The sequence below is a fragment of the Bradyrhizobium sp. USDA 4354 genome (genome assembly GCF_054060315.1).
Map to the genome: position 1 here is coordinate 1,594,183 of NZ_JBSSDC010000001.1, position 25,911 is coordinate 1,620,093.

The window sequence follows — 25,911 nt, forward strand, 5'->3', positions numbered from 1 at the left end:
AATAGGCCATGCACCGCCGAATCACGGACAAGCTCGTCATCGCGACCCACAATCCCGGCAAGCTCGCCGAGATGCGGGAGCTGCTTGCGCCGTACGGCATCGAGGCGGTGTCGGCCGGCGAGCTCGGCCTATCCGAGCCGGACGAGACCGGCCACGACTTCCGCAGCAACGCCGCGATCAAGGCGATCGCGGCGGCGCGGGCGACCAAGCTTCCCGCCTTCGCCGACGATTCCGGCATCGTGGTCGACGCGCTCAACGGCGCGCCCGGCATTCTCTCCGCGCGCTGGGCCGGTCCAAACAAGGACTTCGCAGCGGCGATGGCGCAGATCGAGCGGCTGTTGCAGGAACGCGGCGCCACCACGCCCGACCGCCGCAGAGCGCATTTCGTCTCCGCGCTTTGCGTTGCCTGGCCCGACGATCATCTCGAAGAGGTCGAGGCGCGCGTCGACGGCACGCTGGTTTGGCCACCGCGCGGGAATGCGGGCTTCGGTTACGATCCCATGTTCTTGCCGGACGGACACACGCGCACCTTCGGCGAGATGACCAGCATCGAGAAGCACGGCCTGCCGCCGATCGGGCTCGGCCTGTCGCACCGCGCCCGCGCCTTCGTGAAACTGGCGGAGATCTGCCTTGAGCCGCGCTAAGGAAGCCTTTGGCGTCTACGTGCACTGGCCGTTCTGCCTGTCGAAGTGTCCCTATTGCGACTTCAACAGCCACGTCCGCCACGCCGCGATCGACGAGGCGCGGTTTGCGGCCGCCTTCGCGCGCGAGATCGCAACGACCGCACAGCGCGCGCCTGGCCGCGAGATCACCTCGATCTTCCTCGGCGGCGGCACGCCGTCCTTGATGCAGCCTGCAACCGTCGGCGCGGTGCTCGATGCGATCGGCAAGCACTGGACCGTCGCAGGCGATGTCGAAGTCACGCTGGAAGCAAACCCGACCAGCGTCGAAGCCACGCGCTTTGCCGGCTATCGCGCCGCCGGCGTCAACCGCGTCTCGCTCGGCGTGCAGGCGCTCGATGACGCCTCGTTGAAGGCGCTCGGCCGCATGCACAGCGCGCGCGAGGCGCTCGACGCCGTCGCCATCGCACGCCGCTCGTTCGACCGCTATTCATTCGACCTGATCTACGCCCGCCCCGACCAGACGCCGGCGATGTGGGCCGATGAGCTGCGACACGCCATTGATGAAGCGGCCGAGCATCTGTCGCTCTATCAATTGACCATCGAGGAAGGCACGCCGTTCTTCGGCCTGCACCAGGCCGGCAAATTGAAGACGCCGGACGAAGCGGTCGCACGCGCGCTCTATGACGTCACGCAGGAAACCTGCGACAAGCTCGGCCTGCCCGCCTACGAGATCTCCAATCACGCGCGGCGCGGTGCCGAGTGCCGGCACAATCTGGTGTACTGGCGCGGCGAGGAATATGCCGGCATCGGGCCGGGCGCGCATGGCCGCCTCGACATTGACGGCGTGCGCCACGCCACCGCCACCGAGAAGCGTCCCGAAGCCTGGCTGATGCGGGTCGAGACCAACGGCGACGGAATCGTCACCGACGAGCTCCTCAACAGCGAAGAGCGCGCCGACGAATTCCTGCTGATGGGATTGCGTCTCGCCGAGGGCATCGACCCCGAGCGTTACAAGGCCCTCTCGGGCCGCCCGCTCGACCCGCGCCGCATCGCGCTGCTCCGCGAGGAAGGCGCGATCACTGTAGACCCGACGGGACGCCTGCGCGTGACCAGCAGCGGATTCCCGGTGCTGGATGCCGTGGTCGCGGATCTCGCGGCGTAAGGAGCTCTCGTAGGGTGGGTTAGCGAAGCGTAACCCACCATGCTTCCGCATTCGCCGGACGAAGTTGGTGGGTTACGCCGAGCAGATGCGCTTCGCGCATCTGCAGGGCTAACCCACCCTACGGCACCGTCTGAAGCTACGCCCCAAAACTCTTCGGCGAGCCCGCAACCGCAACGCCGCCACCCTGCGTCACCTTCATCACCGCAAGCCCACGCTCGTTCGTGCCATCCGCGCGGAATCGGAACAGGCCGTCGATGCCGGCGAATCCCGAAGGGTTGGTGAGGACATCAGAGGAGAAGCGCGTGGTGCCCTGGGTGCGCGCGAGCGCGGCGACGAGGGCGACCGCGTCATAGGCGAGCGTGGCGGTCCGCACCGGCTCGCCGCCGTATTTGGTGCGGTAGCGGCCGGAGAAGGCGCGGAAGCCCGCCGGATCGGGCGCGGCGTAAAGTCCGCCCTGGAGCACCGCGCTGGCATAGACGCGCGGATTGTCCCACAAGCCGGTGCCGAGCAGCTGGATGTTGCGCAAATTCGCCCCTGCCGCCGTCATCGCATCCGCCACCGACACCACGGCATCGCCGTCATCGGCAATGAACAGCGCGTCCGCGCTGCCGAGCTGCTGCGCCACGGTGCGCGCCGGCGTGGCGCGGTCGGCGCCGTATTTCTCGAACGCGACGATGCGCCCGCCACGCCGCGGCACGGCCGCCTTCACCGCGGCCTCGACGACATTGCCATAGGCATTGTCGGGCACGAGCACGGCCACGGAGCGCTTTCCGATGCTGGCGGAATATTCGACGATGCGGTTGACGTCGGACTCCGGCAGGAACGAGAGCAGATAGACGCCGCGGCCGGCGATGCTGGAATCGGTCGAGAAGGCGATGACGGAGATGCCGCGCGTGCGCGCGACCTGCGCCACCGCCGGCACCGACTGCGCGAACAGCGGCCCGAGGATGATCTCGGCGCCCTCGTCGACCGCCTGCTGCGCGCCGGCTTGGGCGCCTTGCGGGCTGCCATTGTCGTCCTTGATCAGCAGCTGAATGTTCGGGTTCTGGAACTCGGCCAGCGCCATCTCGGCGGCGTTGCGCATCGATTGCGCGGCGAGGCCCGCATTGCCGGCGGCCGAGAGCGGCAGGATCAGACCGACCTTGACGCCGCCGGTGCCGGCGGTCGTGGCCTGCTGCTGCGGACCTGCCGGCTGGGCCGGCGGTGCGGAGCTCGAGAACGGGTTGGAGAACTGGCTGAGGCTTTGCTGCACGCCGGCGCAGGCCGACAGCACGGGCGCACCGAGCAACAGGCCGAGCGCACTCCGGCGGGTCGCCCCCGACGATCGGGACCCCGGAACGGGAGACTTTGGATGATGCGGGCCCACCATGGCAGCTTCTCTTCTGACCGGCCGTCGCCGGCCGGTCATGACATTCCTTCCACGACCCAAGCCGCGGATTCAGGCATATTGTCGGCAAATAGTTAACCAAAACAAAAGGATAACAACCTCTTAACGCGGCCGCGTTCCCCGTCCCGGCAGCTGTTCGCCGTCACTCGTTCAGCATCAAGGCGGCGTTTCCGTCGTGAATATGGCGCGAGGGCCCCCATTCCCTCTCGACGTGATCCTGGATCGATCACATTCCCGTCCGTTCCCCGCCCTCACCTCGGCGCGATCTTTTTCGGCCAGCCGGTTCCCAGCCCTGCGGATCGTGCCTAAGTTGACTTTCATTATGCGCGCAAAGCCGGCCCCGATAAATACGCCTGAAGCTCAAGACGCCGCCTCGCGCGGTTTCTCCATCGATGCCCATCGGCTCGTCGCGCCGAAGGCCGCGCCGGGCCTCCATCTGGTGGCGACACCCATCGGCAATCTCGGCGACATCACCCTGCGGGCGCTTCAGACGCTCGCCGGCGTCGACGTCATCGCCTGCGAGGACACCCGCATCACGCGCCGCCTGACCGAGCGTTATGCGATCGCAGCAACGCTCAAGCCCTATCACGAGCACAATGCGGAAGCGGCGCGCCCGAAGATTCTGGAAGCGCTGGCGCAAGGCGGCTCGGTCGCGCTGGTGTCGGACGCCGGCACGCCGCTGATCTCCGACCCCGGCTTCAAGCTGGTGCGCGAGGTCTGCGCCGCCGGCCATCCGGTCCACGCGCTGCCGGGCCCTTCCTCGGTGCTGGCAGCTCTGTCGGTCGCAGCGCTGCCGACCGACCGCTTCTTCTTCGAGGGTTTCCTGCCGGCGAAATCGGCGGCGCGCCGCGCACGCCTGGCCGAGCTCGCGCGCATCGACGCGACGCTGGTGATGTTCGAATCCGGCAATCGAATGCAGGCCACCTTGACCGATCTCGCAGAGATCATGGGTGAACGAGAGGCCGCGGTCTGCCGCGAGCTGACGAAGTTGCATGAGGAGGTCAGGCGCGCGCCCGTCGCCGAGTTCGCGCGGCAAGCCGACGCGCCGGAGACGCGCGGTGAATTCGTTCTGGTGATCGGTCCGCCTGCAGCGGGCGCCGACGTGCTGGCATCGGATGCGCTCGACGGTCTCTTGCGCGAGCAGCTTGCCGCCAACAGCGTCAAGGATGCCGTGGCGCATGCGGTCGCACTGTCGGGCCGGCCGCGCCGCGAGGTCTATGCCCGCGCGCTCGAGCTCGCCAAGGACTTGCACAAGCACTTGCACAAGGACTTGCACGGGGATCTGCGAGGCGGCGATGGCGAAGACTGAGATCCCGGCGGAACCGAAGGTCGCCTCGCCCGAGCGCGTCGCCGCGTTCCGCACCGGCATTTCCGCGGAGAGCCGCGCCGCGGCCTATCTGATGGCCAAGGGCTACCGCATTCTCGCCAAACGCTACCGCACCCCGCACGGCGAGATCGACATCGTGGCGCGCCGCTGCAATCTGATTGCCTTCGTCGAGGTCAAGGCGCGGGCGACACTGGACGACGCCGCTTTCGCCGTGACGCCGCGCCAGCAGCAGCGCATCATCAATGCGGCGCAAGGCTGGCTCGTAGCGCATCCCGAGCATGCCGAATTCGAATTGCGATTCGACGCCATGCTGATTGCGCCGCGCTCACTTCCGCGCCATGTGTTGGCGGCATTCGACGCCTCGATCTGAAAGGCAGCCCATGAAACTGAACGTCGCCGTCCAGATGGATCCCATCGCCCGCATCAACATCAAGGGCGATTCCACCTTTGCGCTGCTTCTGGAAGCGCAGAAGCGCGGCCATGGCCTGTCCTATTACACGCCCGACAAGCTCTCGATGGTCGGCGACGAGCTGGTCGCACCGGTTCAGCTCCTGACCGTGCGCGACGAGCCCGGCGACCATTTCACCCTCGGCGAGCCCAGGCGCGAGGCGCTGAACGGCTTTGACGTGGTGCTCTTGCGCCAGGACCCGCCGTTCGACCTCGCCTACATCACCTCGACGCATTTCCTGGAGCGCATCCATCCGAAGACGCTCGTCGTCAACGATCCCGCCTCCGTGCGCAACGCGCCGGAAAAGCTGTTCGTGATGAACTTTCCGCAGCTGATGCCGCCGACGCTGATCTCGCGCGACTTGGATGAGATCAACGCGTTTCGCGACAAGCACGGCGCCGTCGTCATGAAGCCGCTGCACGGCCATGGCGGCGCAGCGGTGTTCCGCGTGATGCCGCAGGACATGAATTTCGGCTCGCTGTTCGACATGTTCTCGGTGACGTTCCGGGAGCCCTGGGTGATCCAGCAATTCATTCCCGAGGTGAAGCACGGCGACAAGCGCATCATCCTGGTCGACGGCGAGTTCGCCGGTGCGGTGAACCGCGTGCCGGCCGCCGACGATCTCCGCTCCAACATGGTGCGCGGCGGCGCAGCGCAGGAGACCGAGCTCACCCCGCGCGAGCGCGAGATCTGCACCACCGTCGGCCCGGCGCTGCGCGCGCGCGGTCTTTTGTTCGTCGGCATCGACGTCATCAACGGCAACCTCACCGAGATCAACGTCACCTCGCCGACCGGTATCCGCGCCATCTCGCGGCTCGGCGGCCCGGATGTGGCCGCGAAGATCTGGGACGCGATCGAGCAGAAGCGGAAGAAGTAGGCGCCTGTCGTTTCGTAGTCGGGATACTTAATCTATCACCGTCACCCTGAGGTGGCCGCTTCTTCAGCGGCCCTCGAAGGGCGACGGCCCGGCTGCTGCACCGGGGGCGTGCATCCTTCGAGGCTCCGCACGCGATGCATTCGCATCGCGTGCCTCGCACCTCAGGATGACGGACCGCGAGTGTTGTCGCGGATGCGAAGAGACTTCGAGCGGGCCCCTTCACTAACCACCCGTTCACCATGAAGCCCCCGCGCCTCACCCAAACGTAGGTGCCGCCTTAGTGAATCTACGGAGCCGCCGGCCGACTGAATAACGCCGCGTTCACCATCCGCCGAGAACCAGCGCCGTCACCGGCCATCGCGCTCGGCCTCGCAATACCCCTTATACTTTTACTCCCTACTCATCGACGCGAGGGAACACGCCAGGTGCGGTTCGAGTCCCCGCGTAAGAGTAGAAGCGTATGAATACCGCACGCATTGTCGTTCTCGTCATCGCTCTCGGCGCCGGCGGCGTCGCTGCGTATCTGGCGAGCGGCTACCAGAATGAACCCGCGCCCGTTCTGCCCGTCGCCGAGAAGCTGCCGACGGTCGAGGTGCTGGTCGCGAAGAACGACATCGGGCTCGGCCAGGCCTTGAAGCCCGAGGACCTGCAATGGCAGGTCTGGCCGGCCGCGACCGCGAGCAACGCCTTCATCCGCCGCGACAGCAGGCCCGAAGCGCAGATCCAGATCGCCGGCTCGATCGCGCGCGTGCCGTTGATGCAGGGCGAGCCGATCCGCGAGCAGAAGCTGGTCAGGGCCGAAGGCTCCGGCTTCATGGCCGCGATCCTGCCCTCCGGCATGCGAGCCGTCTCCACCGAAATTTCAGCCGAGACCGGTGCCGGCGGCTTCATCCTGCCGAACGACCGCGTCGACATCGTTCTGACCCGCCGCCTGAAGAATCCCGACACCAGCGGCGCGACCGGCGGCAACGATCTCATCCTGTCCGAGGTCATCCTGACCAACATCCGCGTGCTCGCGATCGACCAGGCGCCGAAGGAAAAGGACGGCCAGACCGCCGTGATCGGCAAGACCGTCACGCTCGAGCTCAAGCCCGACCAGGTCGCCACGCTCTCGGCCGCGCGTCAGGGCGGCACGCTCCAGCTCGCACTGCGGAGCATCGCCGATGCCAAGGCCATGGAAGGCCCGGTCGAGGATCAGGCGGCCAAGCGTTCCGACGGCGTCAACGTGATCCGCTACGGGGTGCAGGCGCGGCAGCTGACGTCACAGAAGTGATGATGGGGATAGCATGAAGGACGGGGATGATCGGACGGGCCTGCGCATTCGGGGGAAGCGCGCGCGCTCGTTCTGGATGGGGACGATGCTGATGCTGGGGCTGCTCGCAGCCCCCGACCCGGTCAGCGCCGCGGAGGCGCCGGTCGGCGACCAGGCACCGATGCAGGCGCCCGATCTCGGTGTGTCGCCGGTTGCGACGATCGCACCGGCGCGGACGCGTTTTCTCTCGCTCGGTATCGGCAAATCCGTCGTCATCGACCTGCCGCGCGAGGTCAAGGACGTGCTGGTGGCCGATCCCAAGATCGCCAATGCAGTGATCCGCTCGGCCCAGCGCGCCTATATCATCGGCGGCCAGGTCGGCCAGACCAACGTGGTGTTCTTCTCCGCCGACGGTCAGCAGGTCGCCTCCTACGACATCGCGGTGAAGCGCGACCTCAACGGCATGCGTGCAGCGCTGCGCCAATCCCTGCCGGGCGTGCAGATCGAAGGCGTCGGCGACAGCGTGATGCTGACCGGCTCGGTGTCGAGCCCGGTCGAGGCCCAGCAGGCCGGCGACGTCGCCGCAAAGCTCGTCGGCGGCTCGGACAAGGTCGTCAACAACATCGTCGTTCGCGGCCGCGACCAGGTGATGCTCAAGGTCGTCGTCGGCGAAGTGCGCCGCGACATCGTCAAGCAGCTGGGCGTCGATCTCAGCGCCAGCCTGAACGCCGGCACCGCCGTGGTGAATTTCAACAATTCCAACCCGTTCTCGGTCTCCGGCGGGCCAATCGTCGGCAGCAATGGGCTCGGCGTCACCGGGCTCGCCAAGGGCGTCGCCACCGTCAACGCCACCATGCGCGCGATGGAGAGCGCCGGTGTCATGCGCACGCTCGCCGAACCGAGCCTGACCGCGATCTCGGGCGAATCCGCCACCTTCGTCGCCGGCGGCGAATTCCCGATTCCCGGGGGCTATGCCTGCGATCCGGTCACTCACGTCTGCACCACCCAGGTCACCTACAAGAAGTTCGGCATCTCCCTGAACTTCACCCCGGTCGTGCTCAGCGAAGGCCGCATCAGCCTGCGCGTGATGACCGAGGTCTCGGAGCTGTCGAACACCAACTCGATCACGTTGACGCAGGCCGTGTCCTCGTTCACGAACAACTCGATCACGATTCCATCGATCCAAACCCGCCGCGCCGAGACCACGCTCGAAATTCCCTCGGGCGGCTCGATGGCCATGGCCGGCCTGATCCAGCAGCAGACCAAGCAGGCGATCAACGGACTGCCTGGTGTCGACCAGGTGCCGATCATCGGCGCGCTGTTCCGCAGCCAGGACTTCGTCAACAACGAGACCGAGCTGATGGTGATCGTGACGCCCTATGTGGTGCGCGCGGTCGCCCAGAAAGAATTGTCGCGGCCCGACGACGGCTTTGCGCCGGCCTCGGACGCGCAGAGGGCGCTGCTCGGCCGGGTCAACCGCCTCTACGGCATCGCGACCCGTGTCGATCCGGTCGCCGGCACGCCCGGTGATTTCGGCTTCATCATCGACTGAAACGAACGGTTTGGGGACCGGGGCAAGACACGAGGCAAGAGGGGATCAGGCGATGACGAAGACGAGTGCCGATCGACGCCGCAACATCAGGATCGCGCTGGCATTGACAGGGCTGTCCGTCGTGCTCGGCGCCTGCAACACCACCGAGATCGTCACCCAGACGGTGCCGACCGATTATCGCCAGCGCCACCCGATCGCGGTGCAGGAGGGCAAGAAGTCGATCGTGATCTTCGTCGGCAAGAGCAGAGGCGGCCTCTCGGCTGCGCAGCATGCGGACGTCGCGGGCATCGCGCGGGACTGGGTGCGCGAAGGCACCGGCTCCGTCGTCGTCGACGTACCCGTCGACACCGGCAATTCGCGCGCGGCCGCTGCGACCTATCACGAGATCCGCTCGGTGCTCACGTCCGGCGGCGTGCCGTCGCGTGCCATCGTCCGGCATCCCTATCGCCCTGAAGATCCCGGGCTGCTGCCGACCATCCGCCTGAGCTATTCGAAGATCGCGGCCGTCGCCGGCCCCTGCGGGCTGTGGCCGGAAGACGTCGGCCCCTCCATCCTCAATCCCGGCTACAACGAGAACCGGCCCTATTTCAATCTGGGCTGCGCCAGCCAGCGCAATCTCGCGGCAATGATCGACAACCCGGCCGACCTCGAGCAGCCGCGCGCCGAGACGCCCGCCTATACCGCACGGCGCAACATCGCCTTCGACCGTTACCGCAAGGGCACGACGACTGCGACCACCTATCCCGAATCCGACAGGGCCAAACTCAGCGACACCGGCAAATGACAGCCATCCACGACGAAGACGCGGACGACCCAGGGCACCCCGAGGAACACATCGCGCCGGTTCCTCGCATTTCGGTGCAGGCCTTTTGCGAGACCGAGCAGACGCTCAAGGCGTTGACCGCGGCTGGCCAGGATCGCCGTCTCGCCAAGGCGCATCTCACCGCCAAGGACGGCGGCCTCGCCGCAGCGATCGAAGCCTATGAATCGATGCCGACGCCGAACGTGATCGTCATCGAGTCCGACGGCACGCGCGACATCCTCGAAGGACTCGACGACCTCGCCGGCGTCTGCGATCCCGGCACCCGCGTGGTCGTGATCGGCAATCCCAACGACACCGCGCCCTATCGCGAGCTGGTGCGCCGCGGCGTCAACGACTACGTGGTCGGACCGGTCGAAACCCTCGACGTCGTCCGCTCGATCTGCAGCCTGTTCTCGGCCTCCGAGGCCATCATCACCGGCCGCGTCATCGCGGTGGTTGGCGCCAAGGGCGGCGTCGGTGCCTCCACCGTCGCGCACAATGTGGCCTGGACCATCGCCCGCGACCTTTCGCTCGATTCCGTCGTGATCGATCTCGACCTCGCCTTCGGCACGGCGGGCCTCGACTACAACCAGGACCCGGTGCAGGGCATTGCCAATGCGGTGCTGTCGCAGGACCGCCCCGACACGGCGCTGATGGAGCGGCTGCTCTCCAAGTGCACCGACCGCCTCAGCCTCCTCGCTGCGCCTGCCACGCTCGACCGCGTCTACGATTTCGGTGCCGAAGCTTTTGACGCAGTGTTCGACACGCTGCGCATGACCACGCCCTGCATCGTGCTCGACGTTCCCCATCAATGGTCCGGCTGGACGCGGCGCGCGCTGGTGAACGCCGATGACATCGTGATCGTGGCCGAACCCGATCTCGCCAACTTGCGCAACACCAAGAACATGCTGAGCGTGCTGAAGGCAGCGCGACCGAACGACCGGCCACCGCTGTACTGCCTCAACCAGGTCGGCATGCACAAGCGCGCGGAGATCGAGGTCAAGGCCTTCGCCAAGACCATGGAGAGCCAGCCGATCGCGGTGATCCCGTTCGATTCGAAACTGTTCTCGACCGCGGCCAACAACGGCCAGATGATCGCGGAGGTCTCCAAGACCCATCGCACCACCCTTCTGTTTCAGAACATGGCGAACCGCCTCGCCGGCCGCGGCGAGGTGAAGAAGCCGAAGCGCTCGCTGCTGGAGCCGCTCCTGAAAAAGCTGAAGGGCAGGTCGGGGCGCGGCTCAGCCCCACATCGCAAGGCGTCGTAAGCGTACACCAGAAGGGGCGGATTACTTGTCCGCCCGCTGCTGCTTCTTCGCCAGCAGCTGTCGCAGCGCGGTGACCTTGGCCGCTGCCTGGTCCGGCGGCAAATCTGCCTTGACGAGGATTTCGGCCTCGGCCTCGCGATCCTGCAATCCCAGCACGAGCGCCAGATTGGCGCGGACCCGCGCATCGTTTTGATTGCGCTGATAAGCGCGGCCGAGCACCTGTTCGGCCTTCGGCAGGTTGTTTTGCAGCATATAGGACAGGCCGAGATTGGACAGCACGGTCGGCTCGTTCGGCACGATCTTCAACGCTGCGGCGTAATATTGCTGCGCTTCCTCATTGCGGCCGAGCTGATCGAGCGCCGCGCCCTGCGCCGACAGGATGCGCCAATCGGGATCCTCGGGCGAATGCGCGCGGCCGAGGACGTCGAAGGCCTGCTGGAAATTGCCGTTGTCGGCGAGTGCGCGGCCATAGCCGGCGAGCAGCGCCTTGTTGCGGGGATGGGCGAGCACGGCCTGCTCGAGCACTGCGACCGCCTGCGCGCGCTGGCCGCTGTCGCGCAGCGCCTTGCCATATTCGATGGCAATTGCGGGGTCGCTGGGCTTGGCGCGATAACGCTCGCGAAGTGCATCCATCTCCGGCCTGGCGTCGGCCTTGTTGTCGGCCTTGATGTCGGACTTGGCGACCGAGTCCTGCTTGCCGCCGAGCGCACCGGTCACGTCCTCGATGCCTGCCGTCTGACAGCCGCCGAGGGCGAGGATCAGGACGGCGGAACACAGATATCCCGCCGGGGGAAAGGCGAGGAACGAACGCTTGGACATACTCTGATCACTCGGCAACTGATCAGAGATGCTTACCGATTAACGCTAAAGTCCCGTTAAGGACGCGGCCTGTGAGACCTTAAAGCATGATCCGGAAAAGTGCGCAGCGGTTTTCCGAAAAGATCATGCTTAAACGACAACCTAAAGCGCGATGACGATTCATCCTCATCGCATCGCGCTTTAGTCGGTGAACTCGGCACCGAATTCGCAGCCGATGCGCCAGCGCAGGCGGCACTGGCGGGAATAATCAGGTGCGAAGATGATGGTGAATTGCGGCGGCACTTCCAGGAATTCCGCCACCACTTTCACGCCGCCATCCGAAATATCCGTGATCGTGCAATCCCGCGGCAGCGAACCCGCCCCAAAATGGATCTTGGCGAGCCGGCTGCACACCCGACGTTCGCTTCTCCGGCGATTTGCAAGCATTTGAACTTTTCACCCGTTAGACCACGGCCCATCCCGCGAGCCCAGGAGTAGCGGACATTCGTTGGGATGTGCTGAGGACAGCCGACCGCATTCGAGACGTAGTCTCCGCGTCGCGTTTACGCCTGGTTAGGATTTGCGCTGCCCCCGAGGGTCGTTCCCGTATTGTTCTTGCGAAAACGGCCGCTCTCTGCTACCCCTAATTGCAGGACAGGGCAGGCTGGTTCGGGCATGGTTCAGCGGGTTTCTACCGTCGCCTTTGAGGGGATCGAGGCCCGCGCGGTCGACGTGCAGGTGCAGGTCGCGCCCGGCCTGCCAGCCTTTGCCATCGTCGGCCTGCCGGACAAGGCGGTGTCGGAGGCGCGCGAGCGGGTGCGCTCGGCGCTGATCGCCTCGGGGCTGGCGCTGCCGGCGCGGCGGATCATCGTCAATCTGGCACCGGCCGACCTGCCCAAGGAAGGCAGTCATTACGACCTGCCGATCGCGCTCGGGCTGATGGCGGCGATCGGGGCGATCCCGCCGGATGCGCTGACCGGCTTCACTGTGCTCGGCGAGCTCGGCCTCGACGGCTCGACCGCACCCGTGGCCGGCGTCCTTCCCGCCGCCATCGGCGCCAATATGCGCGAGGAAGGGCTGATCTGCCCCGCGTCTTGCGGCTCCGAAGCGGCGTGGGCGAGCCCGGACATCCAGATCATCGCCGCACACTCGCTGATCCAGATCGCCAACCATTTCAAGGGCACGCAGGTGCTGTCGCGGCCCTCGCCTAGGGTGCACGAGGCCGCCGCCTCCACGCTCGACCTGCGCGACATCAAGGGCCAGGAAAGCGCCAAGCGCGCGCTGGAGATCGCAGCCGCCGGCGGGCATCATTTGCTCATGATCGGCGCGCCCGGCGCCGGCAAATCGATGCTGGCGGCGCGCCTGCCCTCGATCCTGCCGCCGCTGTCGCCGGGCGAGCTGCTCGAGGTCTCGATGATCGCGTCCGTCGCCGGCGAGATCGAAGGCGGCGCGCTGACGGCGCGGCGCCCGTTCCGCTCGCCGCATCATTCCGCCAGCATGGCCGCGCTCACCGGCGGCGGCATGCGCGCCAAGCCCGGCGAGATCTCGCTGGCGCATCAGGGCGTGCTGTTCCTCGACGAGCTGCCGGAGTTCGATCCGCGCGTGCTGGATTCGCTGCGCCAGCCGCTGGAGAACGGCGAGGTCGCGGTGTCGCGTGCCAATCACCGCGTCACCTACCCTGCCCGCTTCATGCTGGTCGCGGCGATGAATCCCTGCCGCTGCGGCAATGCGTTCGAGCCCGGCTATGCCTGCAAGCGCGGCCGCATCGACCGCTGCACCGGCGATTACCAGGCGCGCATCTCCGGTCCCCTGATGGACCGCATCGATCTGCGCATCGAGGTGCCCGCGGTGACCGCGGCCGACCTGATCCTGCCGCCTCCGGCGGAGGGCTCGGCCGAGGTCGCCGCACGCGTGGCGGCGGCGCGCGACATCCAGCTCGCGCGCTATGCGGATGCAGGCTTGCCTCATGTCCGCACCAATGCCGAAGCGCCCGCTTCCGTATTGGAGGAGATCGCAAAGCCGGATGCGCAAGGCCAAAAGCTGCTGCGCGATGCCGCCGAGACCATGCGGCTGTCGGCGCGCGGCTACCACCGCGTGCTGCGGGTGGCGCGGACGCTGGCCGACCTCGATCACGCCGACAAGATCGGCCGGCTGCACCTCGCCGAAGCTCTGTCCTACCGCGCACTCGCGGAGGATGTGCGCCAGATGGCGTAAGCGCGCCCTCGCATCAACCCGGCGGTAACGACTTTCCTTTACGCTCTGCAAACCATAAGGCCCGACGCGTTTCGGTTGTGAGTTTCCCCACGGGCCCGGCGAGTAGAGCGTCATGTTGCGTTTCAAGTTCCTGGCCTCGGTTGTTCCGGTGTTGGCGGCTGCGGTGTTCGCCCGCGCCGAAATCGGATCGGTCTCACATCCCTGCATCGTGCTGGGCGAAACATCGGTCGAGCTCACCTCCCTGTTCTGGACCGCCGGCGTGCATGTCGCCTTCACCGATGACCCCGCGCGGGCCACGGTGCGGGTCCAGATCACCGAGGATGCTGACGCTGCGGACTTCGCCGTGGTCGACGACGGCTTAGGCTCCGAGCCGGACTCCTGCCAGGCCAATCCGTCGACGCGCCTGGTCTCGATTGCCGCGCAGCCGGTCGACGGGGGCCAGGTGATCTATCTCTCCAGCGAAGGACCGGCCGATTACCGCATCTATGTGCGCTCGAAGACCTTCTCGCCGCGCGAGGCGGCGGCGCTGATCGTCGGCGCCCGCGGCGGCCAACGCCATCTCCAGGCCGCCTCGCTCTGAGCCGTTAACACTTCGTCAACCCTGTTTGGAGGCGGAGCCAAAGCCTCAAGCTGTTCGCAAGGTCGGCGGGCCATCGTCGCACACGGCGGCGGGGTTTCAGGCAAGGGTCGGTGGCGATGGGTCGGACGTTCCGGATCAAGGTGCGCATGCGCCGCTTCAGGCGGCAGCATCCCAGAATTGCCTTCGCGATCCGCTCCTTCATGATCTTCTCGGCGACCTTCGGCGGCGCCTATGGTTTCGTGTCCGGCAGCCGGTCCGAGAACTCCGGCTACGATCCCCACACCTTTGCGATCGGCGCGAGCTTCCTGTTCGCGCTCGCCTGCCTCGGCCTTGCGACGCTGAGCATACGCCTGCGCTTCGTGGGCAAGCGGCTGCGGACGCTCGCCGCCCACAATGAGGCGTTGATCGACCGCAATTGGGAGCTGAAGGAAGCGGAAGAACGTGCCCGCAGCCTGTTCGAACAGCAGGGCGACCTCATCGTGCTGCGCGACACAAGCGGCCGCATCACATTTGCCAACGAGGCCTATTGCGCACTCGCAGGACAGGCGCGCACCGCGCTGGTCGGCACGCGTTTCGACTTCGACGTGCTGGAGCAGGGTGACAGCGCCCGCGAGAGCAACGGCACGCGCATCCATGACCAGAAGATCGCAACCCCGCTCGGCGCGCGCTGGATCGCCTGGCGCGAGGGCTATGTCCGCCTCGATGCCGGGCAGCCCGCCGAATTGCAGAGCGTGGGACGCGACGTCACCGACCGGACCGAGAGCGAACGCGCATTGTCCGACGCCCGCGACCAGGCCGACGCCGCCAATCGCGCCAAATCGCGCTTCCTCGCGATGGCCTCGCACGAGATCCGCACGCCGCTGAACGGCATCATCGGCATGGGCGGCCTGTTGCTCGACACCACGCTGACGCCGGAGCAGGCGACCTATGCCAGGGCGGTGAAAACTTCCGGCGAAGCCTTGATGGCGCTGATCGAGGAACTGCTCGACTATTCCAAGATCGAGGCCGGCAAGCTCGACCTCGATCAGCGTCCCTTCGCGCTCTCGACCCTGGTCGAGGAGATCACCGAGCTGCTGGCGCCGCGCGCGCAAGCGAAGTCGCTCGAGATCGCCGCCTATGTCGACGAGCGCCTGCCGCTCGAGGTGGTCGGCGACGCCGCGCGGCTGCGCCAGGTGCTGCTCAACCTCGCCGGCAACGCCATCAAGTTCACGGGAAGCGGCGGTGTCGCGCTGATCGTCGAGCCCGGCATCTGGCCGAACGAGATCAGCTTCCTGGTCCGCGATACCGGCATCGGCATCGCAGCCGAGGCGCAGCAGCGCATCTTCCGCGAGTTCGAGCAGGCCGACGAGCGCGTCGCCCGCACCTATGGCGGCACCGGGCTTGGGCTGGCCATCAGCGAGCGCATCGTCAAGCGCATGAGCGGCCGGATCACGCTCACGAGCGAGCCGGGCAAGGGCTCGACCTTCGAGGTTGCGGTGCCGCTTCCGCCGTCACAGACCGGCGCTGGACAAACCGCATTTCCGAGCCCCGACCTCACCGGCAAGTCGATGCTTCTCGTCGCCGACGGCATCGAGGCCTCGTTGATCGCGCGGCGCCTCGAGCGCTGGGGCGGCCAGACCTGCATGGTTGCGGACGCGGCGGTCGCCGAAGCACTGCTGCCGGAACGCTCGTGGCACGCTGTGCTGATCGATCGTGCGATCGGGCCTGCCATTGCCGACCATCTGGGTGACGCGGCCCGCGCGCATGCATTGCAGCGCCTCGTGCTGCTGACGTCGAGCTCGCGCCACGAGAAGCTGTCGCCGGCGTTCACCGGCTTTCTGATGAAGCCGCTGCGGGCGGCCTCGCTCGCCGCGCGCCTCGCCCTGACGCCGGAGGTCGCCTCGCCCGATCTCGCGCCGGAGCCGCCGGCTGCATCCACCGGCTCAGCGCCGGCGAAAGGCCTGTCGATCCTCGTCGCCGAAGACAACGAGATCAACGCCTTGTTGATGCGCTCGCTGCTGACCAAGCTCGGCCACCGCGTCGTCATCGCCGTCCATGGCGAGGCTGCGCTGGAATCCTGGCTCGCCGCGGCATCGGCGGGCACGCCCTACGATCTCGTCCTGATGGACATCCAGATGCCGCAGCTCGACGGCATCGAGGCTACCAAGCGCATCCGCGCATATGAGGCGACCAGCGGCAGCCATCACACGCCGATCCTGGCGCTCACTGCCAACACGCTGGCGGAGGATCGCTATGCCTGCTTCGAGGCGGGCATGAATGGATTTCTCATCAAGCCGCTCGATCGCGAGAGGCTCGAGGAGGCGCTGGCGGGGCTGGCCGCGTCCCGGCATCTGACAGTCTCGGATCTCACGGGAACCTGATCTCGGCCGTCAATCACGAGTTGAAATCGATCAATTTGCGCGTCACCATCCTCCGGGGGCATTTGCAGGAGAGGATTTTGCGCATGAACGTGCCGTGCCGCCTCGCGCTCATTGCCCTCCTCGCCGGAATTTCCCGGCACGCCGCAGCCGATACACCGGACCTCATCACATCGCTCAAGCAGGGCGGTTACGTGCTGGTCTTTCGGCACACCGCAACCGACGACCGCCAAAAGGATGTCTATCCCTTCAAGTTCGACGACATGAGCGCCCAGCGCCAGCTCAGTGAAAAGGGCAGGGAGGCGGCGCGCCAGATCGGGACGGCGATCAAGGACCTCGCGATCCCGATCGGCGATGTCTACGCCAGCCGGCTGAACCGCGCGATCGAGGCCGGCAAGCTGATCTCCGGCCGCGAGGTCAAGCCGGTCGACGCGCTGACCGACAGCAGCAACGCCAGTGCATCAGGGATGGCAAATCCGACCGGCGCCAACGCAAAGGCCGGACAGGCCGTGCGTCAGCTCGTCGATGCGCCGCCGACGGCAGGCACCAACACGTTCCTGGTCACTCACAAGACCAACATCGCCGATGCCTTTGGCAAGGACGCCGGCGACGTCCAGGAAGGCGAGGCCTTCGTCTACAAAGCCCACGGCCCCGGCCCCGCCGGCCTTGCGGGGCGCATCAAGCCTGCGGATTGGATCGACAAAGCCGGCAAGTGAGTCACGCGTCGCTGGCGCGCGCCAGCGATGGTGCCGCGCAGGTCGGGAGCCGCGCATGCCCCGCGCCGCCCCGGGGGGCAAGAAAACGTGGCGCAGCGAGCTTATCAGGCGGCGCTTGCGTGCCCTTGAATATGGTGTCTGTCTTGGCCGCGCGCTTGCAGTGCGGGCAGACGAAGAGATGCGCGATGATCGGGGTCGGCTCGTCCGCGAGCAGTTCCGAGCGGAACCACTTCATCTCGATATGGCAATCCGGGCAGGTCGGTGCTTCCAGCTGCTCCGCAGCGCTTCTGAGACGATCAACCATGGTGTCTTCCGCCGTTTTTCGAAGGCATAGCGGAATACCCATGGTCCGTCTGCAACAAAAGATACGCCGCCCGAACGGCCATGGGCCACGCTCGCCGGCGCGATTACAGCCGCCTGAGCGCCACGCTCTCCACCGTGTGGTCGGCGCCCTTCTTGAGGATCAGCGTCGCGCGGGGGCGGGTCGGCAGGATGTTGTCCTCGAGATTGGCGAGGTTGGTGCGTTCCCAGATCGCGATCGCGGTGGCGGTGGCTTCCTCGTCCGACAGCAGCGCGTAGCGGTTGAAGTAGGATTTGGGATCGGTGAATGCGGTGTCGCGCAGCGCCAGGAAGCGCTTGATGTACCATTGCCGCAGCGCTGCTTCTTCGGCGTCGATGTAGACCGAGAAATCGAAGAAGTCGGAGACCACGGGCACCGCCTTGCCGTCGCGCGGCAGCTTGCCGGTTTGCAGCACGTTGACGCCCTCGACGATCAGGATGTCGGGCTGGTCGATCTCGGCCCACTGGTTCGGCACGATGTCGTAGGTCAGATGCGAATAGACCGGCGCGCGCACGTGGCGGCGGCCGGCCTTGATGTCGGAGAGGAAGCTGAGCAGCAGCGGCAGATCGTAGCTCTCCGGAAAACCCTTCTTCTGCATCATGCCGTGGCGCTCGAGCACCGCGTTGGGATAGAGAAATCCGTCAGTGGTGATCAGCTCGACCTTCGGGCGCGGCGACCAGCGCGCCAGCAGCGCCTGCAGCACGCGAGCGGTGGTGGATTTCCCGACCGCAACGGAACCGGCGACGCCGATGATGTAGGGCACCTTGCGGTCGCGGATGTTGAGGAACTGGCGCTCCGCGTAATACAGCCGCTGCATCGCATCGACATAGATCGACAACAGGCGCGACAGCGGAAGATAAATGTCCTCGACCTCCTGCAGGTCGAGGCGATCGTGCAGCGAGCGCAGCCGGTCGAACTCGCCCGGCTCCAGCGTCATCGGCGTATCGTCGCGCAGCCGCGCCCACTGTTCGCGCGTGTAGACGCGGTACGGATTATACTGCTGCTCGGGTGCGCGGATATCCATGACGCCGTCTTTCCGTTGCGATCTGTTCGCCCTTGCCTAGCCGCCCTTGCGCGACGCCTTCTCTTCCAACCCTGACATGTTCGTCCGCTTGTCCAGCGCGGCTTCGACCTCTTCCAGCTTTACGCCGCGGGCCTTGAGCAGCACAAGGAAATGATAGAGCAGATCGGCGCTTTCAGCGATCAGATGCGCGCGATCGTTTTCGACTGCAGCGATTACGGTTTCGACTGCTTCCTCGCCGAACTTCTTGGCGCAATGTTCGGCGCCCTTGTCGAGAAGCTTGCGGGTATAGGACGCTTCGCCCCCGGAGGCCGCGCGGGCGTCGATGGTCTCGGCCAGATCATGGATCGTGAAACGCGGCATCGGACTTACTCAGAAACACGCTTGGCAACACATTTGGCCACGGACGGCCATTCCCGTCCGCCAATGTAGCATTGTTATCAACCGGAGTCGTCAGGCATCCAGGCGCATCGGCAGCCCGCGCCGCGCCATGTGCTCCTTGGCTTCGCGAATGGTGAATTCCCCGAAATGGAAGATCGAGGCGGCCAGCACGGCGGTGGCGTGCCCGTCGCGGATACCGTCGACGAGATGGTCGAGATTGCCGACGCCGCCGGAGGCGATCACGGGGACGGGAATGCTGTCGGCGATCGCCCGGGTCAGCGGAATGTCGAAACCTTGCCTGGTGCCGTCGCGGTCCATCGAGGTGAGCAGGATTTCGCCGGCGCCGAGCGCGACCACCTCCTGGGCATATTCGATGGCATCGATACCGGTGGAGTTGCGGCCACCATGGGTGAAGATCTCCCAGCGGTCGCCGCCAGGGCGGTTGACGCGCTTGGCATCGATCGCAACCACCACGCACTGCTCGCCGAATTTTTCGGCGGCTTCCTTGACGAACTCGCGCCGCGCCACCGCGGCGCTGTTGATCGAGACCTTGTCGGCGCCGGCGCGCAGCAGCGTCTTGATGTCGTTGACCTCGCGCACGCCGCCGCCGACGGTAACCGGCATGAAGCAGGCCTCCGCCGTGCGCCGGACCACGTCCAGCATGATGCCGCGGTTCTCATGGGTCGCGGTGATGTCGAGGAAGGTGAGCTCGTCGGCACCGGCGGCGTCATAAGCGATCGCGGCCTCGACGGGATCGCCGGCATCGCGCAGATCGACGAAGTTGACGCCCTTGACGACGCGGCCGTCCTTGACGTCGAGGCAGGGTATCACGCGCACCTTGAACATGGGTCGGCTCCTAGCTGCGCGCGTTGCGGATCAAGGTGAGGGCGGCGGCGGGATCGAGCCGGCCGTCGTAGAGCGCACGGCCGGCGATCGCGCCGGCGAGCTGCTTGGCGCGTGGCGTCAGCATCGCCTTGACGTCCTCGATCGAAGCAAGACCGCCGGAGGCGATCACGGGAATGGAGATGCTGTCCGCCAGCGCGATGGTCGCATCCAGGTTCAAACCCTTGAGCAAGCCGTCGCGCGCGATGTCGGTGAAGATGATGGCAGCAACGCCGGCATCCTCGAAACGCTGCGCGATCTCGAGCACGGTCACCTGCGAGGTCTCGGCCCAACCTTCGACCGCGACCTTGCCGTCGCGGGCGTCGAGCCCGACCGCAACACGGCCGGGGAATTTCTTCGCCGCAGCCTTCACCAGCTCCGGATCGCGCACCGCGGCGGTGCCGATGATGACGCGGGTGATGCCCTTGTCGAGCCAGGCCTCGACGGTGGCGAGATCGCGGATGCCGCCGCCGAGCTGCACCGGGATCCTGATCGTCTTCAGCATCGCCTCGACGGCCTCAGCATTCACCGGCTTGCCGGCAAAGGCCCCGTCGAGGTCGACGACGTGGAGATACTCAAAGCCCTGCTCGGCAAAGCTCTGCGCCTGCGCGGCCGGATTGAGATTGAACACGGTCGCGCGCGCCATATCGCCTTGCTCGAGGCGCACGCACTGGCCGTTCTTGAGGTCGATCGCGGGGAAGAGGATCACGGTTTCCATCGCAAGAAGTTCGAGATCAGGGCCAGGCCGAAACGCTGGCTCTTCTCGGGGTGAAACTGCGTGCCGATGGCGGTGTCCTTGGCGACGATCGCTGTGACGGGCCCGCCGTAGTCGGCGCGGGCGAGCACGTCCGCCTCGCTGGCGGGGTTGAGGTGATAGGAGTGCACGAAATAAGCGTGCTGGCCCTTGGGGCCGAGCGGCAGCTTGTTCAGCACCGGATGCTCCCTGAGCACCTCGAGCGTATTCCAGCCCATGTGCGGGATCTTCAGGCTTTCATCGCGCGGCGTGATCTTCTCGACGTCGCCGCCGATCCAGTTCAGGCCTTCGGTGATGACGTGCTCCTTGCCGCGGCTCGCCATCAGCTGCATGCCGACGCAGATGCCGAAGAACGGCCGTGCCTTGACGCGCACCGCTTCGGTGATCGCCTCGACCATGCCGTTGACGGCATCGAGGCCGCGCCGGCAATCGGCGAAGGCGCCGACGCCCGGCAACACCAGGCGATCGGCGCTGTAGGCCTGGTCCGGATCGCTGGTGACGAAGACCTTCTGCGGGCTCTCCAGGCTGCGCGCGGCGCGCTCGAACGCCTTGGCGGCGGAATGCAGATTGCCGGAACCGTAATCGATGATGGCGACGCTCATCTTGACCCTCCCGGTTCTGGAAACAATCCAATGATGCCGCCGGCCGGAAGCGGCGGCGGGCTCGAAAACTGCTGGCCCGGCACGCCCCGGGTCGGGGGCGGGCCGCCGCGATCGACGGCCCATTGGTCGCCAGCGATGCCGTGCTGCTTCTGGCTCCAGCGCTCGAAGAAGCGGCGCTCGGCCGTGTCCCGGTCGTCGGCGACGACGATGTCGAGCTGCCGCCACTTGCCGCGCGACAGCGTCCAGCGCCGCAGGCTGGAGGCCTCAAGTCCCATCAGCAACGCGACGACGATATCGGCGAAGAAGATCGAGCTGCGGCCGAGACCCAGGCTGGAGAGCCCGGCATGGAATGCCGCCATGAAGACCAACCAGCCGATCAGCACCAGCCACAGCCGATTCCACAGCAGCCAGATCGGGCCGAAGATCATCGCCCAGAAATGGAAGCCGTCGCGCACGAACACGAACTTGTCGGCCGCGCGCAGATCGGCTCCGCCAGGGAAGGGAGCGTGAACTGTGTAGACAGGCATGGTGATGCCCCGTTCGCTAAATTCAGTGATGCCGCCGGCGGCGTTCGCCGCGAGACGGAGATGTCAGCCGCCGAGCGAGCCCTTGGTGGACGGGATTTCGCCCGCCGCCTTCGGATCGATCGCAACGGCGGTGCGCAGCGCCCGCGCCAGGCCCTTGAAGCAGGACTCGGCGATATGATGGCTGTTATCGCCATATAGGGTCTCGACGTGGAGAGTCACGCCGGCGTTGATGGCGAAGGCCTGGAACCACTCCCGCACCAGCTCGGTGTCGAACTCGCCGATCTTGTCGCGTGGGAAGTCGGCCCTGAACACCAGGAAGGGGCGGCCCGAGATGTCGATGACCACGCGCGACAGCGTCTCGTCCATGGGCATGTGCACGCCGGCATAGCGGGTGATGCCCGCCATGTTGCCGAGCGCCTGCTTGACCGCCTGGCCAAGCGCAATGCCGGTGTCTTCGGTGGTATGGTGATAATCAATGTGCAGATCGCCCACCGCCTTGACCGTGAGGTCGATGCGGGAATGGCGGGCGAGAAGATCGAGCATATGGTCGAAAAAGCCGATTCCGGTCGCGATATTGGCCACGCCGGTGCCATCGAGGTTCACGGTAACCTCGATGTCGGTCTCCTTGGTCTTGCGCTTGATCGTCGCGGTGCGCATTGAGAGCTTTCGCATTTGGTTGGGCATGATCTTCTCGGAAAACCGGTGCCCACTTTTCCGGATCATGCCCGTTCGGGCCGAAAACGGCGGTCTTTTAACAGCCAAATGACGCCTTCGCTACTGCGGGAACGGCTGGCCGGGCCTCTACTTCTGCCTATGGTGAGCGAAATTAGGCCCGGAGCGGCCCGTTGTGCGCCCAGCCCTGACCGCCTAAATCAGGCCGGACAACGAGGGTCACTCATGCGGGATTCCCAGAACAGCTCACCTCACTGGCACGGCACCACGATCTTGACGGTCCGCAAGGGCGGCAAGGTGGTGGTCGGCGGCGACGGCCAGGTCTCGATCGGCCAGACCGTGATCAAGTCCAACGCCAAGAAGGTCCGCAAGCTCGGCAAGGGCGACGTGATCGGCGGCTTTGCCGGTGCCACCGCCGACGCTTTCACCCTGTTTGAGCGGCTGGAATCCAAGCTCGAGCAATATCCGGGACAGCTGACCCGGGCGGCCGTGGAGCTCGCCAAGGACTGGCGCACCGACCGGTACTTGCGGCGGCTGGAGGCGATGATGATCGTGGCCGACAAGGACGTCTCGCTCGTCCTGACCGGCACCGGCGACGTGCTCGAGCCCGAGGCCGGCGTGATGGCGATCGGCTCCGGCGGCAACTACGCTTTGGCCGCGGCGCGCGCCCTGCTCGACACCGACAAGGACGCCGAGACCATCGTCCGCCGCTCCCTCGACATCGCCGCCGACATCTGCGTCTACACCAACCGGAACGTGACCATCGAGAGCCTGGCGAGCGGGTAGGAGCTGTGGCTGCACAGCGGAGCTCCGGACTGGCTGTTGCCTCTCCCGCCTGCCTGCGGGAGAGGGGCGCAGTGCCGCCGTGGTAACTGAATGACCACCACTTGCACCTTCCATCCGATGACCGTGGCCGACCTGCCGCTGATCCGGCGCTGGCTGGGCCAGGCGCATGTGCGGGAATGGTGGGGCGATCCGGACGAGCAGTTTGCGCTGGTGAGCGGCGACCTCACTGAGCCGGCAATGGACCAGTTCATCGTGTTGGCCGGCGACAAGCCTTTCGGCTATCTTCAGTGCTACCGCCTGACCGCCTGGAATACGGGCTTCGGGCCGCAACCGGAGGGCACGCGTGGGATCGACCTGTTCATCGGCGACGGCAACATGATCGCGCGCGGCCATGGTTCGGCGTTCATCCGCGCGTTCGTCGACGAGCAATTGCGGCAGGGCCTGCCGCGCATGGTCACCGATCCGGATCCGCTCAACGCGCGCGCGATACGCGCTTACGAGAACGCAGGGTTCATCCGCGACCGCATGGTCGAGACGCCGGACGGTCCGGCACTGCTGATGGTGCGCGAACCGTGACGCTGGTGCAGACGAGCGAGAGCAAGGTCGCATTTCCGCCGCTCGCCTGGGTCGGCGTCGCGCTGTTGCTGCTGGCGTTGCAGGCTTCGATCCTGCTTGCGATGGGGCGGGTGCCAATCTGCAGCTGCGGCACCATCAAGCTCTGGCATGGTGTGGTGAACAGCTCGGAGAATTCGCAGCAGATCGCCGACTGGTACAGCTTCTCGCACGTGCTGCACGGCTTCCTGTTCTACGGCTTGACCTGGTTGCTGTTCGCACGGCTGCCGTTCCTGCCTTTGTCCTGGCCGGCCCGGCTGATCATTGCGATGCTGATCGAAGGCACCTGGGAGATCGTCGAGAACTCGCCCTTCGTCATCGAGCGCTACCGCGCCGGCACGATCTCGCTGGATTATTACGGCGACAGCATCGTCAATTCGGTCTCGGACAATCTGGCCATGATTCTGGGGTTCCTTGCCGCTCGCATGCTGCCTGTCACCGCGACCGTCCTGCTCGGGCTCGCCTTCGAGATCATGCTGGCGCTCCACATTCGCGACAATCTGACGCTCAATATCCTGATGCTGATCCATCCGATCGAGGCCGTGAAACAATGGCAATCCGGCCCGCCGATCATCTGACCTAAAATGCGGCTTGTTCTTGACCGCTTCCCGCCCTAGCTAATCAGACATGACAGACTTCTCCCCCCGCGAAATCGTTTCCGAACTCGATCGTTTCATCGTCGGCCAGGGCGACGCCAAGCGCGCCGTCTCGATCGCGCTGCGCAACCGCTGGCGCCGGCAGCAGCTCGAAGGCTCCCTGCGCGAAGAGGTGCTGCCGAAGAACATCTTGATGATCGGCCCCACCGGCGTCGGCAAGACGGAAATCGCGCGACGTCTAGCCAAGCTTGCGAATGCGCCGTTCCTGAAGGTGGAAGCGACGAAATTCACCGAGGTCGGCTATGTCGGCCGCGACGTCGAGCAGATCGTGCGCGATCTCGTCGAGGTCGCGATTGCCCAGGTGCGCGAGAGGAAGCGCAAGGACGTGCAGGCGCGCGCGCAGCTCGCCGCCGAGGAGCGCGTGCTCGATGCGCTGGTCGGCGCCAATTCCAGCTCGGCGACGCGAGAATCCTTCCGCAAGAAGCTGCGCGCCGGCGAGCTCAATGACAAGGAAATCGAGATCGAGACGCAGTCGTCCGGCGGCGGCATGCCGATGTTCGAGATCCCGGGCATGCCGGGCGCGCAGATGGGGGCGATCTCGATCGGCGACATCTTCGGCAAGCTCGGGGGCCGCAGCAAGACGCGCCGGCTGACGGTCGAGGGCTCGCACGAGATCCTCGTCAACGAGGAATCCGACAAGCTCCTGGATACCGAGCAGCTGACGCTGGAGGCGATCAGCGCGGTCGAGAACAACGGCATCGTCTTCCTCGACGAGATCGACAAGATCTGCGCCCGCGACGGCCGCGTCGGCGGCGACGTCTCGCGCGAAGGCGTGCAGCGCGACCTCCTGCCGCTGATCGAGGGCACCACGGTCTCGACCAAGCACGGCGCGGTCAAGACCGACCACATCCTGTTCATCGCCTCGGGCGCCTTCCACGTCGCCAAGCCGTCCGACCTGTTGCCGGAATTGCAGGGCCGCCTGCCGATCCGCGTCGAGCTGCAGGCCCTCACTCGCGACGACATGCGCCGCATCCTGACCGAGCCCGAGGCTTCGCTGATCAAGCAATATGTCGCGCTGATGCAGACCGAGGGCGTGACGCTCGACATCACCGACGGCGCGATCGATGCGCTCGCCGACATTGCGGTGGCCGTCAATTCCACCGTCGAGAACATCGGCGCCCGGCGGCTGCAGACCGTGATGGAGCGGGTGCTGGACGAGATCTCCTTCACCGCCCCGGACCGCAACGGCGAGACCGTCCGGCTCGACGCGGATTACGTGCAAGCGCACATCGGCGACCTCGCCAAGAACGCAGATCTGAGCCGGTTCATTTTGTAATTCTTGGCTACCGCGCTATTGATGCCGCTGTCGTCCCCG

At 66.2% G+C, this 25,911-nt stretch carries 28 protein-coding genes; 17 read left to right on the forward strand and 11 right to left on the reverse strand.

Annotated features, from left to right (window positions below; genetic code table 11):
* Positions 1-8: 8 nt before the first annotated feature.
* Both rdgB and hemW read left to right on the forward strand, forming a co-directional pair.
* Positions 9-644 carry an RdgB/HAM1 family non-canonical purine NTP pyrophosphatase gene (gene rdgB / locus ACVIIV_RS07485; protein ID WP_456743626.1) on the forward strand — a complete coding sequence of 212 codons (636 nt, stop codon included), beginning with the start codon at positions 9-11 and terminating at the stop codon, positions 642-644.
* On the forward strand, positions 631-1,785 hold the full coding sequence (gene hemW / locus ACVIIV_RS07490; protein WP_456743627.1) for a radical SAM family heme chaperone HemW: 1,155 nt from the start codon (positions 631-633) through the stop codon (positions 1,783-1,785). The genes rdgB and hemW overlap by 14 nt, the downstream gene beginning before the upstream one ends.
* A gap of 136 nt (positions 1,786-1,921) precedes the next feature.
* Here the strand turns inward: hemW and ACVIIV_RS07495 are convergent, their stop codons facing one another.
* Positions 1,922-3,154, reverse strand: a complete 1,233-nt coding sequence (locus ACVIIV_RS07495) for a penicillin-binding protein activator (RefSeq protein WP_456743628.1) — start codon at positions 3,152-3,154, stop codon at positions 1,922-1,924.
* A gap of 340 nt (positions 3,155-3,494) precedes the next feature.
* Here ACVIIV_RS07495 and rsmI point away from each other — a divergent pair, with 340 nt between their 5' ends.
* The 7 genes from rsmI to ACVIIV_RS07530 all read left to right on the forward strand — a co-directional run bounded on the left by rsmI (position 3,495) and on the right by ACVIIV_RS07530 (position 10,698).
* Entirely contained in the window at positions 3,495-4,481 is a 987-nt protein-coding gene (gene rsmI, locus ACVIIV_RS07500) for a 16S rRNA (cytidine(1402)-2'-O)-methyltransferase (protein WP_456748677.1), read from the forward strand.
* Entirely contained in the window at positions 4,468-4,869 is a 402-nt protein-coding gene (locus tag ACVIIV_RS07505) for a YraN family protein (protein ID WP_456743629.1), read from the forward strand. The genes rsmI and ACVIIV_RS07505 overlap by 14 nt, the downstream gene beginning before the upstream one ends.
* Positions 4,870-4,879: 10 nt before the next feature.
* Complete coding sequence (gene gshB, locus ACVIIV_RS07510; protein WP_456743630.1) at positions 4,880-5,824, forward strand: glutathione synthase; 945 nt, start codon at positions 4,880-4,882, stop codon at positions 5,822-5,824.
* Between the two features lie 460 nt (positions 5,825-6,284).
* Entirely contained in the window at positions 6,285-7,097 is an 813-nt protein-coding gene (gene cpaB, locus ACVIIV_RS07515; RefSeq protein WP_456743631.1) for a Flp pilus assembly protein CpaB, read from the forward strand.
* A gap of 13 nt (positions 7,098-7,110) precedes the next feature.
* Positions 7,111-8,628, forward strand: coding sequence for a type II and III secretion system protein family protein (locus ACVIIV_RS07520; protein WP_456743632.1), 1,518 nt, complete (start codon positions 7,111-7,113; stop codon positions 8,626-8,628).
* Positions 8,629-8,680: 52 nt separating this feature from the next.
* Positions 8,681-9,412 (forward strand): CpaD family pilus assembly protein, encoded by a 732-nt coding sequence (locus tag ACVIIV_RS07525; protein ID WP_456743633.1) that lies wholly within the window; start codon positions 8,681-8,683, stop codon positions 9,410-9,412.
* Entirely contained in the window at positions 9,409-10,698 is a 1,290-nt protein-coding gene (locus tag ACVIIV_RS07530; protein WP_456743634.1) for an AAA family ATPase, read from the forward strand. The genes ACVIIV_RS07525 and ACVIIV_RS07530 overlap by 4 nt, the downstream gene beginning before the upstream one ends.
* 21 nt (positions 10,699-10,719) lie before the next feature.
* Here the strand turns inward: ACVIIV_RS07530 and ACVIIV_RS07535 are convergent, their stop codons facing one another.
* Positions 10,720-11,517 (reverse strand): tetratricopeptide repeat protein, encoded by a 798-nt coding sequence (locus tag ACVIIV_RS07535; protein WP_456743635.1) that lies wholly within the window; start codon positions 11,515-11,517, stop codon positions 10,720-10,722.
* Between the two features lie 180 nt (positions 11,518-11,697).
* Positions 11,698-11,943 (reverse strand): PilZ domain-containing protein, encoded by a 246-nt coding sequence (locus ACVIIV_RS07540; protein WP_011083489.1) that lies wholly within the window; start codon positions 11,941-11,943, stop codon positions 11,698-11,700.
* A 228-nt stretch (positions 11,944-12,171) separates the two neighbouring features.
* Between ACVIIV_RS07540 and ACVIIV_RS07545 the strand changes: the two genes are divergently transcribed.
* The 4 genes from ACVIIV_RS07545 (at position 12,172) to ACVIIV_RS07560 (ending at position 17,363) form a co-directional block, all read left to right on the forward strand.
* On the forward strand, positions 12,172-13,710 hold the full coding sequence (locus ACVIIV_RS07545) for a YifB family Mg chelatase-like AAA ATPase (RefSeq protein WP_456743636.1): 1,539 nt from the start codon (positions 12,172-12,174) through the stop codon (positions 13,708-13,710).
* Positions 13,711-13,822: 112 nt separating this feature from the next.
* On the forward strand, positions 13,823-14,290 hold the full coding sequence (locus ACVIIV_RS07550; protein WP_456743637.1) for a hypothetical protein: 468 nt from the start codon (positions 13,823-13,825) through the stop codon (positions 14,288-14,290).
* A 116-nt stretch (positions 14,291-14,406) separates the two neighbouring features.
* Positions 14,407-16,650, forward strand: a complete 2,244-nt coding sequence (locus ACVIIV_RS07555; RefSeq protein ID WP_456743638.1) for an ATP-binding protein — start codon at positions 14,407-14,409, stop codon at positions 16,648-16,650.
* A gap of 83 nt (positions 16,651-16,733) precedes the next feature.
* Positions 16,734-17,363, forward strand: coding sequence for a histidine phosphatase family protein (locus ACVIIV_RS07560; protein ID WP_456743639.1), 630 nt, complete (start codon positions 16,734-16,736; stop codon positions 17,361-17,363).
* Between the two features lies 1 nt (position 17,364).
* Here ACVIIV_RS07560 and ACVIIV_RS07565 read toward each other — a convergent pair whose 3' ends face one another.
* The 8 genes from ACVIIV_RS07565 to hisB all read right to left on the reverse strand — a co-directional run bounded on the left by ACVIIV_RS07565 (position 17,365) and on the right by hisB (position 22,527).
* A complete protein-coding gene (locus ACVIIV_RS07565) occupies positions 17,365-17,667 on the reverse strand; it encodes a hypothetical protein (protein WP_456743640.1) in 303 nt (100 codons plus the stop codon).
* A 103-nt stretch (positions 17,668-17,770) separates the two neighbouring features.
* Positions 17,771-18,727: a type I pantothenate kinase gene (coaA, locus tag ACVIIV_RS07570; protein WP_456743641.1), complete on the reverse strand. Its 957-nt coding sequence runs from the start codon at positions 18,725-18,727 to the stop codon at positions 17,771-17,773.
* A 36-nt stretch (positions 18,728-18,763) separates the two neighbouring features.
* Positions 18,764-19,087, reverse strand: coding sequence for a phosphoribosyl-ATP diphosphatase (locus ACVIIV_RS07575; protein WP_027577145.1), 324 nt, complete (start codon positions 19,085-19,087; stop codon positions 18,764-18,766).
* Between the two features lie 90 nt (positions 19,088-19,177).
* Entirely contained in the window at positions 19,178-19,951 is a 774-nt protein-coding gene (gene hisF, locus ACVIIV_RS07580; protein WP_456743642.1) for an imidazole glycerol phosphate synthase subunit HisF, read from the reverse strand.
* 10 nt (positions 19,952-19,961) lie between these two features.
* Positions 19,962-20,696 carry a 1-(5-phosphoribosyl)-5-[(5-phosphoribosylamino)methylideneamino]imidazole-4-carboxamide isomerase gene (hisA, locus tag ACVIIV_RS07585; protein WP_456748678.1) on the reverse strand — a complete coding sequence of 245 codons (735 nt, stop codon included), beginning with the start codon at positions 20,694-20,696 and terminating at the stop codon, positions 19,962-19,964.
* Positions 20,693-21,343, reverse strand: coding sequence for an imidazole glycerol phosphate synthase subunit HisH (gene hisH, locus ACVIIV_RS07590; RefSeq protein ID WP_100233255.1), 651 nt, complete (start codon positions 21,341-21,343; stop codon positions 20,693-20,695). The genes hisA and hisH overlap by 4 nt, the downstream gene beginning before the upstream one ends.
* The gene (locus tag ACVIIV_RS07595) at positions 21,340-21,870 is read right to left on the reverse strand and encodes a DUF2628 domain-containing protein (RefSeq protein ID WP_456743643.1); all 531 of its coding nucleotides are present in this window, start codon (positions 21,868-21,870) and stop codon (positions 21,340-21,342) included. Before ACVIIV_RS07595 ends, hisH begins: the two co-directional genes overlap by 4 nt.
* A 63-nt stretch (positions 21,871-21,933) precedes the next feature.
* Positions 21,934-22,527: an imidazoleglycerol-phosphate dehydratase HisB gene (hisB, locus tag ACVIIV_RS07600; RefSeq protein ID WP_456748679.1), complete on the reverse strand. Its 594-nt coding sequence runs from the start codon at positions 22,525-22,527 to the stop codon at positions 21,934-21,936.
* Positions 22,528-22,767: 240 nt separating this feature from the next.
* Between hisB and hslV the strand changes: the two genes are divergently transcribed.
* The 4 genes from hslV to hslU all read left to right on the forward strand — a co-directional run bounded on the left by hslV (position 22,768) and on the right by hslU (position 25,872).
* The gene (hslV, locus tag ACVIIV_RS07605; RefSeq protein ID WP_456743644.1) at positions 22,768-23,328 is read left to right on the forward strand and encodes an ATP-dependent protease subunit HslV; all 561 of its coding nucleotides are present in this window, start codon (positions 22,768-22,770) and stop codon (positions 23,326-23,328) included.
* Between the two features lie 90 nt (positions 23,329-23,418).
* A complete protein-coding gene (locus tag ACVIIV_RS07610; protein ID WP_456743645.1) occupies positions 23,419-23,904 on the forward strand; it encodes a GNAT family N-acetyltransferase in 486 nt (161 codons plus the stop codon).
* A complete protein-coding gene (locus ACVIIV_RS07615) occupies positions 23,901-24,518 on the forward strand; it encodes a DUF2585 domain-containing protein (RefSeq protein ID WP_456743646.1) in 618 nt (205 codons plus the stop codon). The genes ACVIIV_RS07610 and ACVIIV_RS07615 overlap by 4 nt, the downstream gene beginning before the upstream one ends.
* A gap of 49 nt (positions 24,519-24,567) precedes the next feature.
* Positions 24,568-25,872 carry an ATP-dependent protease ATPase subunit HslU gene (gene hslU, locus ACVIIV_RS07620; protein ID WP_456743647.1) on the forward strand — a complete coding sequence of 435 codons (1,305 nt, stop codon included), beginning with the start codon at positions 24,568-24,570 and terminating at the stop codon, positions 25,870-25,872.
* Positions 25,873-25,911: the final 39 nt, after the last annotated feature.

Excerpts from the sequence above, each read along its gene's own strand:
- rdgB (WP_456743626.1), top strand. The coding sequence starts at position 9 with ATGCACCGCCGAATCACGGACAAGCTCGTCATCGCGACCCACAATCCC.
- ACVIIV_RS07495 (WP_456743628.1), bottom strand. The coding sequence starts at position 3,154 with ATGGTGGGCCCGCATCATCCAAAGTCTCCCGTTCCGGGGTCCCGATCG.
- rsmI (WP_456748677.1), top strand. The coding sequence starts at position 3,495 with ATGCGCGCAAAGCCGGCCCCGATAAATACGCCTGAAGCTCAAGACGCC.
- ACVIIV_RS07505 (WP_456743629.1), top strand. The coding sequence starts at position 4,468 with ATGGCGAAGACTGAGATCCCGGCGGAACCGAAGGTCGCCTCGCCCGAG.
- gshB (WP_456743630.1), top strand. The coding sequence starts at position 4,880 with ATGAAACTGAACGTCGCCGTCCAGATGGATCCCATCGCCCGCATCAAC.
- cpaB (WP_456743631.1), top strand. The coding sequence starts at position 6,285 with ATGAATACCGCACGCATTGTCGTTCTCGTCATCGCTCTCGGCGCCGGC.
- ACVIIV_RS07520 (WP_456743632.1), top strand. The coding sequence starts at position 7,111 with ATGAAGGACGGGGATGATCGGACGGGCCTGCGCATTCGGGGGAAGCGC.
- ACVIIV_RS07525 (WP_456743633.1), top strand. The coding sequence starts at position 8,681 with ATGACGAAGACGAGTGCCGATCGACGCCGCAACATCAGGATCGCGCTG.
- ACVIIV_RS07530 (WP_456743634.1), top strand. The coding sequence starts at position 9,409 with ATGACAGCCATCCACGACGAAGACGCGGACGACCCAGGGCACCCCGAG.
- ACVIIV_RS07535 (WP_456743635.1), bottom strand. The coding sequence starts at position 11,517 with ATGTCCAAGCGTTCGTTCCTCGCCTTTCCCCCGGCGGGATATCTGTGT.
- ACVIIV_RS07540 (WP_011083489.1), bottom strand. The coding sequence starts at position 11,943 with ATGCTTGCAAATCGCCGGAGAAGCGAACGTCGGGTGTGCAGCCGGCTC.
- ACVIIV_RS07545 (WP_456743636.1), top strand. The coding sequence starts at position 12,172 with ATGGTTCAGCGGGTTTCTACCGTCGCCTTTGAGGGGATCGAGGCCCGC.
- ACVIIV_RS07550 (WP_456743637.1), top strand. The coding sequence starts at position 13,823 with ATGTTGCGTTTCAAGTTCCTGGCCTCGGTTGTTCCGGTGTTGGCGGCT.
- ACVIIV_RS07555 (WP_456743638.1), top strand. The coding sequence starts at position 14,407 with ATGGGTCGGACGTTCCGGATCAAGGTGCGCATGCGCCGCTTCAGGCGG.
- ACVIIV_RS07560 (WP_456743639.1), top strand. The coding sequence starts at position 16,734 with ATGAACGTGCCGTGCCGCCTCGCGCTCATTGCCCTCCTCGCCGGAATT.
- ACVIIV_RS07565 (WP_456743640.1), bottom strand. The coding sequence starts at position 17,667 with ATGGTTGATCGTCTCAGAAGCGCTGCGGAGCAGCTGGAAGCACCGACC.
- coaA (WP_456743641.1), bottom strand. The coding sequence starts at position 18,727 with ATGGATATCCGCGCACCCGAGCAGCAGTATAATCCGTACCGCGTCTAC.
- ACVIIV_RS07575 (WP_027577145.1), bottom strand. The coding sequence starts at position 19,087 with ATGCCGCGTTTCACGATCCATGATCTGGCCGAGACCATCGACGCCCGC.
- hisF (WP_456743642.1), bottom strand. The coding sequence starts at position 19,951 with ATGTTCAAGGTGCGCGTGATACCCTGCCTCGACGTCAAGGACGGCCGC.
- hisH (WP_100233255.1), bottom strand. The coding sequence starts at position 21,343 with ATGAGCGTCGCCATCATCGATTACGGTTCCGGCAATCTGCATTCCGCC.
- ACVIIV_RS07595 (WP_456743643.1), bottom strand. The coding sequence starts at position 21,870 with ATGCCTGTCTACACAGTTCACGCTCCCTTCCCTGGCGGAGCCGATCTG.
- hisB (WP_456748679.1), bottom strand. The coding sequence starts at position 22,527 with ATGCGCACCGCGACGATCAAGCGCAAGACCAAGGAGACCGACATCGAG.
- hslV (WP_456743644.1), top strand. The coding sequence starts at position 22,768 with ATGCGGGATTCCCAGAACAGCTCACCTCACTGGCACGGCACCACGATC.
- ACVIIV_RS07610 (WP_456743645.1), top strand. The coding sequence starts at position 23,419 with ATGACCACCACTTGCACCTTCCATCCGATGACCGTGGCCGACCTGCCG.
- hslU (WP_456743647.1), top strand. The coding sequence starts at position 24,568 with ATGACAGACTTCTCCCCCCGCGAAATCGTTTCCGAACTCGATCGTTTC.